The sequence below is a fragment of the Candidatus Macondimonas diazotrophica genome (assembly GCF_004684205.1).
Taxonomy (GTDB): Bacteria; Pseudomonadota; Gammaproteobacteria; order UBA5335; family UBA5335; genus Macondimonas; species Macondimonas diazotrophica.
In genome coordinates this window covers 302,072-315,069 of the sequence record NZ_SRIO01000001.1, presented here as the reverse complement: position 1 = coordinate 315,069, position 12,998 = coordinate 302,072, and the positions used below count along the sequence as shown (strand labels likewise).

The window sequence follows — 12,998 nt, the reverse complement described above, 5'->3', positions numbered from 1 at the left end:
CGATTTCGTCATACAGGGCGCGCACCGCCGCCCGGCGCCGCGCCGGGTCCGGATCGCCCAGGCTCAGGGTGGCGATCAGGGTGCGCAGCTGACCGCGCAGGGCGTTGTTGATGGCCAGGCGCTTGAGGTCGAAACGGCCGGCCTGCCCCAGTTCTTGGCCGTCAATCGGGTCGTAGAGCGCAAAACCGTCTGCGGCCGGGCGCGTCAGCACCACCTGGCCGTCCGCCTTGCGCATCTTGAGGTCGCCGTCGAGCAGGGCCTGCAGCACGGGCCGCGCCCACGGCTCGCCGCTGTCGGCGATCTGCTCCAGCAGGGCCGCCTTGGCACCGAAACCGGCGGTCGCCAGCGCCTGTACCGCCGCCTGGGGAGGCTGCTGCGCCCCGGCCGGCTGCACCAGGGCGCACAGCACCAGGAACAGGGCCGCCACGGCGGCCGGCATGCGCATTCGAATGTGTTTCACGGGCATCCCGGAAAAACGAGGAAAGCCCCCGGGCCGCAGCCCGGGGGGAAGGTCGGGACGGTCAGATCACTCGTAGTTCTGACCCGAACACTTCTTGGTGATGGTGTTGTAGTTGCCGCACTTCAGGCTCACCCAGTCGGCCTCGATGTCCTTGGAGCCGGGCAGGTAGTCCGACCAGGCATCGCCGGGGACCAGGTCGTCGGTCTCCCAGACCGTCTCGAACTGGCCGTCGGCCTGGATCTCGCCGATCAGCACCGGCTTGGTCAGGTGATGGTTGGGCAGCATCTTGGCCATGCCGCCGGTCATGTTCGGCACCTCGATGCCGATCATGGCGTCGGCCACGGCGTCGACGTCGGTGGTACCGGCCTTCTCGACCGCCTTGACCCACATGTTGAAGCCGATGACGTGGGCTTCCATCGGGTCGTTGGTGACGCGCTTGGAATCCCCGATGAAGCTGTGCCACTGCTCGATGAACTGGGCGTTCTGCGGCGTGTCCACGCTCATGAAGTAGTTCCAGGCCGCCAGGTGGCCGACCAGCGGACCGGCGTCGAGGCCGGACAGCTCCTCCTCACCCACGGAGAAGGCCACCACCGGAATGTCCTCGGCCTTGATGCCCTGGGCCGCCAGTTCCTTGTAGAACGGCACGTTGGCATCGCCATTGATGGTGGACACCACGCCGGTCTTCTTGCCGGCAGCGCCGAACTGCTTGATCTCGGCGACGATCGACTGCCAGTCCGAGTGCCCGAACGGCGTGTAGTTGATCATGATGTCCTCGTCCTTCACGCCCTTCGACTTCAGGTACGCCTCGAGGATCTTGTTGGTGGTGCGCGGGTACACGTAGTCGGTGCCGGCCAGCACCCAGCGCTCGATGCCCAGCTCGTTCATGAAGTAGTCGACCGCCGGAATGGCCTGCTGGTTGGGCGCGGCGCCGGTGTAGAACACATTCTTGGACGACTCCTCGCCCTCGTACTGCACCGGGTAGAACAGCAGCCCGTTCAGCTCCTCGAACACCGGCAGCACGGACTTGCGCGACACCGAGGTCCAGCAGCCGAACACCACGTCGACCTGCTCCTTGCTGAGCAGTTCGCGCGCCTTCTCGGCGAACAGCGGCCAGTTGGAGGCCGGGTCCACCACCACCGCCTCGAGCGGCTTGCCGAGCACGCCGCCCTTCTTGTTCTGCTCGTCCACCAGCATCAGCACGGTGTCCTTGAGCGTGGTCTCGGAAATGGCCATGGTGCCGGACAGCGAGTGCAGCACACCCACCTTGATGGTGTCGGCGGCCTGCGCCATGCCGGCCAGCAAGGCGCCCGTGGCGGCCAGGGCCAGTCGCCGGGCAAACGAAGTCATGCGATCAGTCATGCGAAATTCTCCTGTGATCCGGGGGGCTCAGATCTGCAGCTGCACGCCGAGGATGAAAAAGTCGGTGCTGTCGGCACCGTCGTAGTCGTCGGCGCCGTAGGTGGCGATGACCTTGGCGTTCTGGCCGTCGATGATGTAGCCGAGACCCACTTCCCAGCGGTCGTGATCCGGCGCGTTGTCGTCGTCCACCTGCTGGAAGCGCACATGCGGCTGCAGCTTGCCGACGCCGTAGGTCTGCGGTGTCAGGAAGCTGGCCAGCACGAAGTAGCCGCTGCCCTGGTAGCCGAAGGCCGGCATCTGGTCGTCGTGGTCGTAGTCGTAGTAGGCGCCTTCCAGGCTCACCGCACCGCCGTCGCCGACCTTCTTCTCCAGCAGCACGTCCACGTTCCAGCCGAAGAAATCCCCCGGCGACGCCAAGGTGCCGGTGCCGTCGGACTGGTACTGGGCGGCGACACCGAAGGTCAGGATGTCCTTCGCGCCGAAATAGGAGCTGGTGGTGTAGAAGCCCGGCTCCGGATCCCACAGTGCCCACTGCAGACGCCCGGCGAACAGCAGGTTGTCGTCCTGGTTGGGGTTGTTCAGCGAGTTGATGCCGGAATACGACGTGTCCATGCCGTCGTAGACGCCAAGCGCATAGCCGAACACGCCACCGTCGATGGAACCGTTCACGGAGACACCCTCGTCGCGACCGGCGAAGATGGCCGGATAGGCCTGCGCGATCGGGAAGGTCCAGGCGTTCAGGTAGTACGGGCCGTCCAGGTTGGCGCGGTCCGACGGCGGCAGATGACGCCCCATCCAGATGTTGAACTCGGGCGCGAAGGTGAACTTGGCGATCGCATCCAGCATGCGAACGTCGTCGTCATCGCCGGTGTCGTACCGCTCGGTGTTGAACTCCAGCATGATGTATTCATGCAGCTGGGCGTTCAGGTACAGGCGGATGCTGTCAACCGTGAAGTCGTTCGAGCGCCCGTCGTCCGGCGCCGCGTCCTCCACCGAACTGAAACTGGTGCGCAGACCGGCGCCCACCGACACCCACTTGGTGTCGTCGATCTCGATCTTGGCGCCGGCATTGGCGGTGTCGGCGGCCAATAGGCCCACGCTGGCGGTCGCGGCCAGCAGTGTTGTTCTTGCGAAATGCTTCACAGGCATGCCCGTGCTCCCTGAAAGTTAAGCGATGCCTCCTCCCGAATGGCGGTGTTCGATTAGCAACCACCATGCCATGCAGCGCGCGACCCGCTGTGCAATGGCAATCCCCCAGTAACGCACTCGACATCGACCGGCATGTGCACCGCCCTGGTGCGCACAACGCCCCTTCGGCGCCGCGCCGGCCCAAAGCGGTTCAACCGGTGAGCGCACCCTCACGTTCGATGAACGCGATCACCTCATCCAGCCCGGTTCCGGTCTTCAGGCAGGTGAACACGAACGGCCGCTCGCCACGCATGCGCCGGGCGTCACGGTCCATCACCTCCAGCGAGGCGCCGACGTGCGGCGCCAGGTCGGTCTTGTTGATGATCAGCAGGTCCGAGCGGGTGATGCCCGGCCCACCCTTGCGCGGGATCTTGTCGCCGGCCGACACGTCGATCACGTACAGCGTCAGGTCCGACAGCTCGGGGCTGAAGGTCGCCGCCAGGTTGTCGCCGCCGGACTCCACGAACACCACGTCCAGCGGCGCGAACCGGCGCGACAGATCGGCCACCGCGGCCAGGTTCATTGAGGCGTCCTCGCGAATCGCCGTGTGCGGACAGCCACCGGTTTCCACGCCGACGATGCGCTCCGGCGCCAGCGCCCCGGCCCGGGTCAGGAATTCGGCATCCTCGCGGGTGTAGATGTCGTTGGTGACCACGGCGATCTGATAGCGATCGCGCAGCGCGCGGCACAGGGCCTCGGTCAGCGCCGTCTTGCCGGAACCGACCGGCCCGCCAATCCCCACGCGCAGCGGCCCGGCCACCGATGTATCCAACATGCGTATCTCCTGAATTCAAGATCGAAAAAGACGGCTGTACTGGGTCTCGTGCCGGCAGCTGGCGATGGCCAGCGCCGGCGCCGCCGCTCCGATGTCGGCATCGGCCACGGCCAGCCCGCTCGCCACCACCGCCGGAATATCCTGGGCCAGCTCATACAGCAGGCGCTGCGCGGCCGTATGGCCCAGCGGTACCGCCCGCACCGCCGCGCTGACCTGTGCCTCCAGCCAGGCCCACAGGCAGGCCTGCGCCGCCGTGGGCGGGGCAATGCGAAAACGTGTGGCAGCCAGGGCAAACAGGGCCAGCGCGGTGCGCTGCGGCAGGTCGACCCAGGTGCGTGCGTCATCGAGATCCAGGTCGCCCAGCAGCACCGCCCAGGCGCTGGCCAGCGCGCGTTCCTGGGCGCGCAGTTCCGCGGTGTCGCGCATCGCCAGCAGCAGCCCGGACCAGTGCATTGCCGCGTCCCGGTCCCCGGCCGAAAAGGCTGCCATCAGCCGTGCCAGCAGGGGCACTTCCACCCGCGCCAGGCTGTGCTGCAGCTGACCGCCGATCCACGCCGCCGCCTGTGGCAGGTCGCCGACCCACCCCAGCTCGACCGCGGTTTCCAGGCCCTGTGAATACGCAAAGGCGCCCACCGGCAGGGTGGCGCTGGTCAGTTGGCGCAGCCGCAGGTCGGCCAGCGCACCATCAGTGGGCGTGCGTGTGTCCATGGCCGGCCGCCGCATAGGCGCCCGCCTCCGGCTCGAACGGCGACTCGCCGACCGCCACCTGCAGGCCGAGCCCACGCAGCATGTCGTCGAGCACGTGGTCGTGCAGGTAACGCAGCCAGCCGTCGCCCAGCTGCACCGCCACATGCCGGTTGCCCAGGTGATAGGCGGCACGCAGCACCAGCAGCGGCGTGTCGGCGGTGGCGGTGGACACCGCCTCGCTGGCGGACCGCACCACCACGGTGGCACCCCCGGGCCCGCCGAGCACGTCGCCGCCGCGCAGCACGGTGCCGCGCGGCAAGGCCAGCAACGCGGGCAGGCCACTGTCCAGGCGCACGCGCTGGCGCGAACGCACGCGCCGGTCGAAGCTAAGGGTCAGCGAATCGGCGCCGGTGGCACCGGTCAGAACGTGGTCGAACACCTGCATGACTGGATCTCAAGCAACTCTCGGGCCAGCCAAGTATCGGTGCTCACTGCGGCTGGATCGGAAAACCATCCTGCGGCCCCAGTGCCTCGCGCTCGCGCTGGAACATGGCGCCACTTTGTACGTACACGCTCAGCAGGCCTATCAGCGACTCGAGCGCATTCCAATGGATGCGTTCCCAGCCGTGCGAGCCGTCGATGCCGAAGCACACCAGGGCGGTGCGCAGGTCGTGCCCGGCCTGCAGCGCGGCGGCAATGTCCGAGCGGTAGTAGCGGAACACGTCGCGCTGGTGCGCGATGCCGAACTCCTTGCACAGCAGCAGCAGGCGCCGGGTGAGGTGGTAGTCGAACGGCCCGGACGAGTCGGCCATGGCGATGGTCGCGCCGTATTCGGCCGAGTTCTGCCCCGGTGCGGTGGTGCCGTTGTCGATGGCCACCATCTCGGCCACCGTGTCCGGCAGCACGGCCGATGCACCGACGCCGACCTCCTCCAGAATGGTGAACAGGAAGTAGACATCGCTGGGCAGCGTCGGCCGCGTGTCGTGCAGCGCCTTGAGCGTGCCCAGCGCCACTGCCACACCGGCCTTGTCGTCGAGGTGGCGGGAGTTGATGAAGCCGTTGTCCGACAGCTCGGGATTGGCATCAACCGCCACGAAATCACCAACGTAGATGCCAAGCTTCATCAAGTCTTCAATACCGCCAAGCGGCTCGTCGAGACGCAACTCCAGGTTGTTCCACGCCGACGGCTGACTGTCGACCTCCGGCCCGAAGGTATGACCGGATGCCTTCAGCGGCAGCAAACTGCCCCGATGCGACCCCCCATCGGTGAACAGCGTCACGCGTGCCCCTTCGGCGAAACGGGCGTTCCAGTGGCCCACCGGCACCACCTCCAGGCGCCCGTTGGGCTTGAGTGCCTTCACTTGCGCGCCGAGCGTGTCCAGGTGGCTGACGATGGCGCGCGCCGGTGCACGTGCCGCGCCACGCACGGTGGCCCGAATGGCACCCAGGCGTGTCAGCTCGAACGGCACACCCAGGCGCTTGAGCTCCTCGCACACCACGTGCACCACCCGGTCCGTGTAACCGGACGGACTGGGCGTGTGCAGCAGTTTCATCAGGATATCCAGCACATAGCGCTGGTCGATGGGGAGGACTCTCATGGCGATGACGTTTTTCAGATCGCCGGCAGGCGGCGAGTAATGGGGAACAACAGGTCCACGAAGCGCTGCGCGGTCGGCTGCGGCTCGTGATTGGCCAGTCCGGGGCGCTCGTTGGCTTCGATGATCACATGCTCGGGCCGATCCGGCGCGGTCACCAGGAAATCGAGACCCACCACCGGAATGTTCAACGCCCTCGCCGCCTGCACCGCGGCGTCCGCCAGGGTCGGATGCAGGCTGTCGGTCACGTCATGCAAGGTCCCGCCGGTATGCAGGTTGGCCGTCTTTCGCACCTGCAGGCTGACGCCGCTGGGCAACACCTGGTCCAGCTCGTAGCCTGCCAGACGCACGCAACGGGCGGTTTCGTCGTCCAGCGGGATGTGGCTCTCGCCGGCACTGGCGGCCAGCCGCCGCCGGCTGAGTTTCTCGATCAGTTCGCGAACGGTTGCCTGCCCGGTGCCGAAGACCTGCGGCGGCCGACGCACCGCGGCGGCGACCACCTCGAAGTCGATCACCACCACCCGCAGGTCGTCGCCGGGCACCAGCTCTTCCAGCAGCACCGTGTCGCAGTAGCGGCGCGCCACGCGAACGGCGCGGGTCAGCGCCGCGGCGTCGCGCACGTCGACGGTGATGCCGCGCCCCTGCTCACCGCGCGCGGGCTTGACCACCAGCGGCCCATGCCGCTCCAGGAAGGCCCGGTTCTGGCGCGCGGCACCGGCCACGCATTGCTGCGGCAGACGCAGACCGGCGCGGCGCAGGAAGCGGTTGCTGGCCAGCTTGTCGTCGCACACGCTCATGGCGACGGCGGAGGTGAGCTCGCTCAGCGATTCGCGACACAGCACGCTGCGTCCACCGTAGGTGAGTTCGAAGTACCCACCCTCGGCGTCGATGACATTGACACCAATGCCGCGCCGCGCCGCCTCGTCGACGATGATCCGGGCATAGACGTTGAGCTGCTCGTATTCGTTCGGCTGCGGACCCACGAACAGCGGTTCGTTGTACGAATTCTTGTGCTTGAGGCAGAACACCGGCACGCGCTGGAAACCCAGCTTCTCGTAAAGGCGAATCGCCTGCCGGTTGTCGTGCATCACCGACAGGTCCATGAAGGCCCGCCCGCGCACCTGGAAGAACTCCGCCAACTGCCGGGTCAGCGCCTCGCCCACCCCCGGCAACGGCGCCTGCGGATCGGCCACCAGCGCCCACAGGGAAGCGCCGTTTTCCGGATCGCCGAACGCCTCGACATGGTCGACCCCCATCACCACGCCGAGCACCTTGCCGGTTTCCTCATGCTCGGCCACCAGGTAGCAGATCGTCGTTGACTTGCGGTGGGCCCAGATGAAATCCGGGTCCGGCGGCAGCATGCCCCGCTTGCAGTACAGGTCATGCGCCGCCTGCGCGTCGGCGTGGCTGTTGAGCCGACGCACGATCAGCCCGGCGACGCGGCGCGCCGCCGGACGGTAGTCATACAACCACAGCCGGTACGTGTGCGACGGGTCCAGAAACACGCTGTTCGGCGCGCTGGCGGTCACCACATGCGGCTCGCGCAGATAAATGGCGATATCGCGGTGGCCGGTCTTCTCGCTTTCCAGCAACCGCACCACCTGCAGCGGGTCGGGAAAGGTCTGGCCGAAGATCACACGCCCCCAGCCACACTCCACCGCCACGTTCTGGGCGCCGGGCTGTGCCTGCAGACGCGAGTCCGCCTGCTCCGGATCCCAGTTGCGCAGGCTCGGCGCATTGCCCCGCTCGAGCCGATGCTTGACGCGCTTTTGTGAGTTGCTCACCCGAGAGTCTCCCTGTCGCGGGATCAAAGACCCTGCTGCTGCAGCCACAACTCAAGCAGCGTGATCTGCCACAGCTTGGAGCCACGCAGCGGCGTGATGTGCGCCTCCGGCTCGGCCAGCAGGGTGTCGACATACGCATTGTCGAACACGCCGCGCTGGCGCGCGCGCGGCTGCAGCAGGATGTCACGCACAAAGTCGAGATACGCGCCGCGGATGTACTTGAGCGCCGGCACCGGGAAATACCCTTTCGGGCGATCAATGACCGCTCCGGGAATCACCTGGCGCGCCGCCTCCTTCAGCACGTACTTGCCGCCCTCGCGGATCTTGTGTTCGGCCGGGATGCGCGCCGCCAGCTCCACCAGCTCATGGTCCAGGAACGGCACCCGCGCCTCCAGCCCCCAGGCCATGGTCATGTTGTCCACGCGCTTGACCGGATCATCCACCAGCATGATGGTCGTATCCAGGCGCAGCGCCTTGTCGATGCCGCCGGTCGCGCCCGGCTGCGCGAAATGCCCGGCCACGAACTGGCGGCTATAGTCCTCGCCCACCCACGGCGCCTGCACACAGCGCGCGTACTCGGCATGGTCGCGGTCGAAGAAGTGCCGCGCGTAATCCTCGAGCGGATCGCGGCTTTCGAGCAGCGGCGGATACCAGTGATAACCGCCGAACACCTCGTCGGCGCCCTGCCCGCTTTGCACCACCTTCACGTGCTTGGCCACCTGCTGCGAGAGCAGGTAGAAACCCACCGCGTCGTGGCTGACCATGGGCTCGGACATCGCCGCCACGCAGTCCGGCAGCGCCGGCAGCAGACGATCGGCACCGATGAAGATGCGTTCGTGTCGGGTGCCGAAGTGCTTGGCGATCAGGTCCGAATACTCAAACTCGTCGCCCTTCTCGGCGTCGACCGCCTCGAAGCCGATGGAAAACGTGTGCAGGCCCTGTTGCCCCTGCTCGGCCAGCAGGCCGACGATCAGGCTCGAATCGAGCCCTCCGGACAGCAAGACGCCCACCGGCACGTCCGCCACCAGTCGGCGCCGCACCGCCAGGCGCAGGCTGTCGAGCACCTGCTCGCGCCACTCACCGAAATCCCGCGCGCCGTCGGCCGCGTCACGATCGAAATTGGGCGTCCAGTAGGTGTCGAACTGCAGGCTGCCGTCGGCGCCGATGCGCAGCGTGGTGGCCGGCGGCAGCTTGCGCACACCCTGCACGATGGTGTGCGGCGCCGGCACCACGGCATGAAAACTCATGTAGTGATGCAGTGCGACGGGGTCGATATCGGTCGATATGTCGCCACCGGCCAGCAGGGCCGGCAGCGTGGAGGCGAAGCGAAAGCGGCCTGGCTGCTCGGTGTAATACAGCGGCTTGATGCCCAGACGATCCCGGGCGAGAAACACGGCACCGCTGTCGCGCTCCCAGATGGCGAACGCAAACATTCCCTGCAGGCGCTGCACGCAGGCGGGACCCCAGGCGTGATAGGCCTTGAGAATGACCTCGGTATCACCGGAAGAGAAAAAGCGGTAACCGAGTCCCTGCAGTTCCTGGCGCAACTCGGGGTAGTTGTAGATGGCGCCATTGAACACCATGAGCAAGCCGAGTTCATTGTCCAGCATCGGCTGCTGCGCACGCGCGCTGATGTCGATGATCTTCAGCCGGCGGTGGGCGAAAGCGACCGGTCCGTAGCCGATGCGACCGGCACCGTCAGGCCCCCGTGGCGCCAGCACCTCGGCCATGCGCTCGACGGCTGCCGGATCAGCCACCTGGCCGTCAAAACGAATCTCGCCCGCAATCCCACACATAAACAACCTCTCGTTCCGGCAGCGAAATGAATACCGCCAAAAAACTCATCCGGACATCAATGAAACAGGCCCGGACGCAGCAAATAAACAAGCATTCCGATTGGCAAAAAACGAATGCCCTGCCCCGGCCTTCGATTCACGGATGAATAAAACCAATCGAATAGCGGAAGCCATAATGTTATCACAAATCGCGATAAGCCGCGAATGAATAAGGCCGATCAGTGGATATTCGGCCGTATCGGGCAATGCGCTCTGGATGCCAATCAGGGAGATAGAAAAAGAAAAGCAATCGCGGCCTTCCGGCGAACGCAACCCCCCACGCACCGTCACCTGCCGCCGGCCCCGAGCGGCCTGTGCCCGACCCGCCCGGCTGCAGCTGAACGGCATCGGGCGCGCACCCCGGCGTCCCGCACGTCCGGCGGCGCCGCGTCGGCAGGCACGCTTGCCCTGCGCCCTCTACAGGTCTAGGGTCAAATCCTGCCTGCGCGTGCAGGCGACACCCAACCCACAGGAGGTCAGCCCATGAGCAGCCATACGTACAAGGTTGTGGAGATCGTCGGCTCTTCGCCCAACGGAACCGACGACGCCATCCGCAACGCCATTGCCGAGGCGGGCAAGAGCCTGCGTCATCTCGACTGGTTCGAGGTCGTACAGACACGCGGCCACCTGGTTGACGGCAAGGTCGGCCACTTTCAGGTGATCTTGAAGGTCGGCTTCCGCCTCGAGAACTGACGCGGCGGCTATTCGACGGCGCCAGCGCCCGATCGCGCGGCTTCTGAGTCACGCCAGAGCCCGCCGGGTTGAACTTTTTCACGGCCATGTGCCTCCCAATGAGTGACTCTCGAGCAATCAGGAGACACATCATGGCCGAAACCATCAAGAATCAGGGCGAAGGCGATCGCGAATCCGCGCGTCGCTACAACGCGGACACCCGGCGCACGGCCGCGCAGCTGTCCGATGAACAACTGCGCGGCACAGAGGCATTAACGGAGACGCAAGAGCGCGAACTTAAGCGCGCAGAGGAAAAAGGCAGGTCGCGCTCCAAGGGCGAAGACCCGATGGTGTCGCGGAACCGGTAATCGGCGGCGGCGCCTGTGGCTGACCTGGTGAAACGTCCCCGTGCATCGCCGGCGGACACGGCTCTTCAAAACAGGTAATACCGCTGCGCCAGCGGCAACACCTTGGCCGGCTCGCAGGTCAGCAGCACGCCATCGGCGCGCACCTCGTAGGTCTGCGAATCCACCTCCATCAGCGGCGCATAGTCGTTGAGCACCATGTCGGACTTGGTCACGCTGCGCGTGCCCTTTACCGCCACTGCGCGGCGGCGCAGGCCCAGCGTTGCCGGCACGCCGGCATCCAGCGCGGCCTGTGAGACAAAGGTGAGGCTGGTGGCGGCGATGGCCGGGCCAAAGGCGCCGAACATGGGCCGGTAGTGCACCGGCTGCGGGGTGGGGATGGAGGCGTTGGGGTCACCCATGGGGGCGGCGGCGATGGCCCCGCCCTTGAGGATCAGCGCCGGCTTGGTGCCGAAGAAGGCCGGCTTCCACAGCACGATGTCGGCGAGCTTGCCGGCCTCCAGTGAGCCCACCTCGTGGGCGATGCCGTGGCTGATGGCGGGGTTGATGGTGTATTTCGCCACGTAGCGGCGGGCGCGGAAGTTGTCGGCCCGGGCGCTGTCCTGCGGCAGGGCGCCGCGCTGCACCTTCATCTTGTGCGCGGTCTGCCAGGTGCGGGTCACGACCTCGCCCACGCGGCCCATGGCCTGAGAGTCCGAGCTGATCATCGAAAACGCGCCCAGGTCGTGCAGGATGTCCTCGGCCGCGATGGTCTCGCGGCGGATGCGCGACTCGGCGAAGGCCACGTCCTCGGCGATGCTCGGATCGAGGTGGTGACACACCATCAGCATGTCGAGGTGTTCGTCCACGGTGTTGATGGTGTAGGGCCGCGTCGGGTTGGTGCTGGAGGGCAGCACGTTCTGCGCGCCGCAGGCCTTGATGATGTCCGGCGCGTGGCCACCGCCGGCGCCCTCGGTGTGGTACGTGTGGATGGTGCGGCCCTTGAAGGCGGCCAGCGTGTCCTCCACGAACCCGGATTCGTTGAGCGTGTCGGTGTGGATGGCGACCTGCACATCGAACTGCTCGGCGACGGTGAGGCAGCAGTCGATGGCCGCCGGGGTGGTGCCCCAGTCCTCGTGCAGCTTCAAGCCCATGGCGCCGGCCTCGATCTGCTCGATGAGCGCCTCGGGCCGGCTGGCGTTGCCCTTGCCCAGAAAACCGAGGTTCATCGGGAACGCTTCGGCCGCCTCCAGCATGCGCGCCAGGTGCCACGCGCCGGGTGTGCAGGTGGTGGCGTTGCTGCCGGTGGCCGGACCCGTGCCACCGCCGATCATGGTGGTGATGCCGGACATCAGCGCCTCTTCGATCTGCTGCGGGCAGATGAAGTGGATGTGCGCGTCGATGCCGCCGGCGGTGGCGATCATCCCCTCGCCGGCGATCACCTCGGTGCCGGGGCCGACGATGAGCGTCACCCCCGGCTGCACGTCGGGGTTGCCGGCCTTGCCGATGCCGACGATGCGCCCGCCGCGGATGCCGATGTCGGCCTTGACCACGCCCCAGTGATCCAGGATGAGCGCGTTGGTGATGACAGTGTCGAGCGCGCCGTCGGCGCGGCTGGCCTGGGCCTGGCCCATGCCGTCGCGGATCACCTTGCCGCCGCCGAATTTCACCTCCTCGCCATAGACCGTGAAGTCGCGCTCGACTTCGATCCACAGCTCGGTGTCGCCCAGACGGACGCGATCGCCGGTGGTGGGGCCGAACATCTCGGCATAGGCGCGGCGGTCGATGCGATGCGGCATGGTGGGGTTCCTCATGGGTGATGGGTCAGTCAGGGCGTCGGGGTGGCAGTGCGGGCGGGTGATCGGGACAGGTGGCGCAATGAGCGGCGTCGGGCAATCTCGGCGTGTCCTTCGGCGGGCGCGCCGCCGGGTTCCGTGTCGCGCCGGGTCGTCATGCCGGCCGGCCCCTCAGTCGAGCGAACCCATCACCTCGCCGCGAAAGCCCCAGACCGCCCCGGCTCCCCCATAGGGAATCAGGGCGACGGCGCGGCTCTGGCCGGGTTCGAAACGCACGGCCGTGCCGGCGGGGATATCCAGCCGCATGCCGCGGGCGGCGGCGCGGTCGAACGCGAGCGCGGGGTTGGTTTCGGCAAAGTGATAGTGTGAGCCGACCTGGATCGGTCGGTCGCCGGTGTTGGCGACCTCCAGGGTGATCGCCGGGCGGCCGGCGTTCAGTTCCAGCTCGCCATCGGCGGGGTCGATTTCTCCGGGAATCATGCAGTTCTCCTCGCCGCGGTGTG

The 12,998-nt window shown here is 66.9% G+C and carries 13 protein-coding genes and 1 pseudogene; 2 read left to right on the top strand and 12 right to left on the bottom strand.

Annotated features, from left to right (window positions below; genetic code table 11):
* From E4680_RS01540 to E4680_RS01495, 10 genes and pseudogenes are all read right to left on the bottom strand, one after another.
* A pseudogene (locus E4680_RS01540) lies at positions 1-439 on the bottom strand (hypothetical protein); the annotation flags it as partial.
* 87 nt (positions 440-526) lie between these two features.
* Positions 527-1,819, bottom strand: coding sequence for an urea ABC transporter substrate-binding protein (urtA, locus tag E4680_RS01535; RefSeq protein WP_422666656.1), 1,293 nt, complete (start codon positions 1,817-1,819; stop codon positions 527-529).
* Between the two features lie 27 nt (positions 1,820-1,846).
* Positions 1,847-2,968 carry a porin gene (locus tag E4680_RS01530; protein WP_135280599.1) on the bottom strand — a complete coding sequence of 374 codons (1,122 nt, stop codon included), beginning with the start codon at positions 2,966-2,968 and terminating at the stop codon, positions 1,847-1,849.
* Between the two features lie 190 nt (positions 2,969-3,158).
* Positions 3,159-3,782 carry an urease accessory protein UreG gene (ureG, locus tag E4680_RS01525; protein ID WP_135280598.1) on the bottom strand — a complete coding sequence of 208 codons (624 nt, stop codon included), beginning with the start codon at positions 3,780-3,782 and terminating at the stop codon, positions 3,159-3,161.
* 15 nt (positions 3,783-3,797) lie between these two features.
* Positions 3,798-4,490: an urease accessory protein UreF gene (locus E4680_RS01520; protein ID WP_240696068.1), complete on the bottom strand. Its 693-nt coding sequence runs from the start codon at positions 4,488-4,490 to the stop codon at positions 3,798-3,800.
* A complete protein-coding gene (gene ureE, locus E4680_RS01515; RefSeq protein ID WP_135280596.1) occupies positions 4,468-4,914 on the bottom strand; it encodes an urease accessory protein UreE in 447 nt (148 codons plus the stop codon). The genes E4680_RS01520 and ureE overlap by 23 nt, the downstream gene beginning before the upstream one ends.
* 43 nt (positions 4,915-4,957) lie before the next feature.
* Positions 4,958-6,067: an osmoprotectant NAGGN system M42 family peptidase gene (locus tag E4680_RS01510; RefSeq protein WP_135280595.1), complete on the bottom strand. Its 1,110-nt coding sequence runs from the start codon at positions 6,065-6,067 to the stop codon at positions 4,958-4,960.
* A gap of 14 nt (positions 6,068-6,081) precedes the next feature.
* Positions 6,082-7,848, bottom strand: a complete 1,767-nt coding sequence (ngg, locus tag E4680_RS01505) for an N-acetylglutaminylglutamine synthetase (RefSeq protein ID WP_135280594.1) — start codon at positions 7,846-7,848, stop codon at positions 6,082-6,084.
* 23 nt (positions 7,849-7,871) lie between these two features.
* Positions 7,872-9,644, bottom strand: coding sequence for an N-acetylglutaminylglutamine amidotransferase (locus E4680_RS01500; RefSeq protein WP_135280593.1), 1,773 nt, complete (start codon positions 9,642-9,644; stop codon positions 7,872-7,874).
* Between the two features lie 45 nt (positions 9,645-9,689).
* Positions 9,690-10,031 carry a hypothetical protein gene (locus E4680_RS01495; protein WP_135280592.1) on the bottom strand — a complete coding sequence of 114 codons (342 nt, stop codon included), beginning with the start codon at positions 10,029-10,031 and terminating at the stop codon, positions 9,690-9,692.
* Positions 10,032-10,166: 135 nt separating this feature from the next.
* Between E4680_RS01495 and E4680_RS01490 the strand changes: the two genes are divergently transcribed.
* Positions 10,167-10,376: a dodecin gene (locus tag E4680_RS01490; protein ID WP_135280591.1), complete on the top strand. Its 210-nt coding sequence runs from the start codon at positions 10,167-10,169 to the stop codon at positions 10,374-10,376.
* A gap of 131 nt (positions 10,377-10,507) precedes the next feature.
* Entirely contained in the window at positions 10,508-10,723 is a 216-nt protein-coding gene (locus E4680_RS01485; protein WP_135280590.1) for a hypothetical protein, read from the top strand.
* A 65-nt stretch (positions 10,724-10,788) separates the two neighbouring features.
* Here the strand turns inward: E4680_RS01485 and ureC are convergent, their stop codons facing one another.
* Both ureC and E4680_RS01475 read right to left on the bottom strand, forming a co-directional pair.
* Positions 10,789-12,498 (bottom strand): urease subunit alpha, encoded by a 1,710-nt coding sequence (ureC, locus tag E4680_RS01480; RefSeq protein WP_135280589.1) that lies wholly within the window; start codon positions 12,496-12,498, stop codon positions 10,789-10,791.
* 168 nt (positions 12,499-12,666) lie between these two features.
* Positions 12,667-12,975: an urease subunit beta gene (locus E4680_RS01475; protein WP_135280626.1), complete on the bottom strand. Its 309-nt coding sequence runs from the start codon at positions 12,973-12,975 to the stop codon at positions 12,667-12,669.
* Positions 12,976-12,998 lie beyond the last annotated feature (23 nt).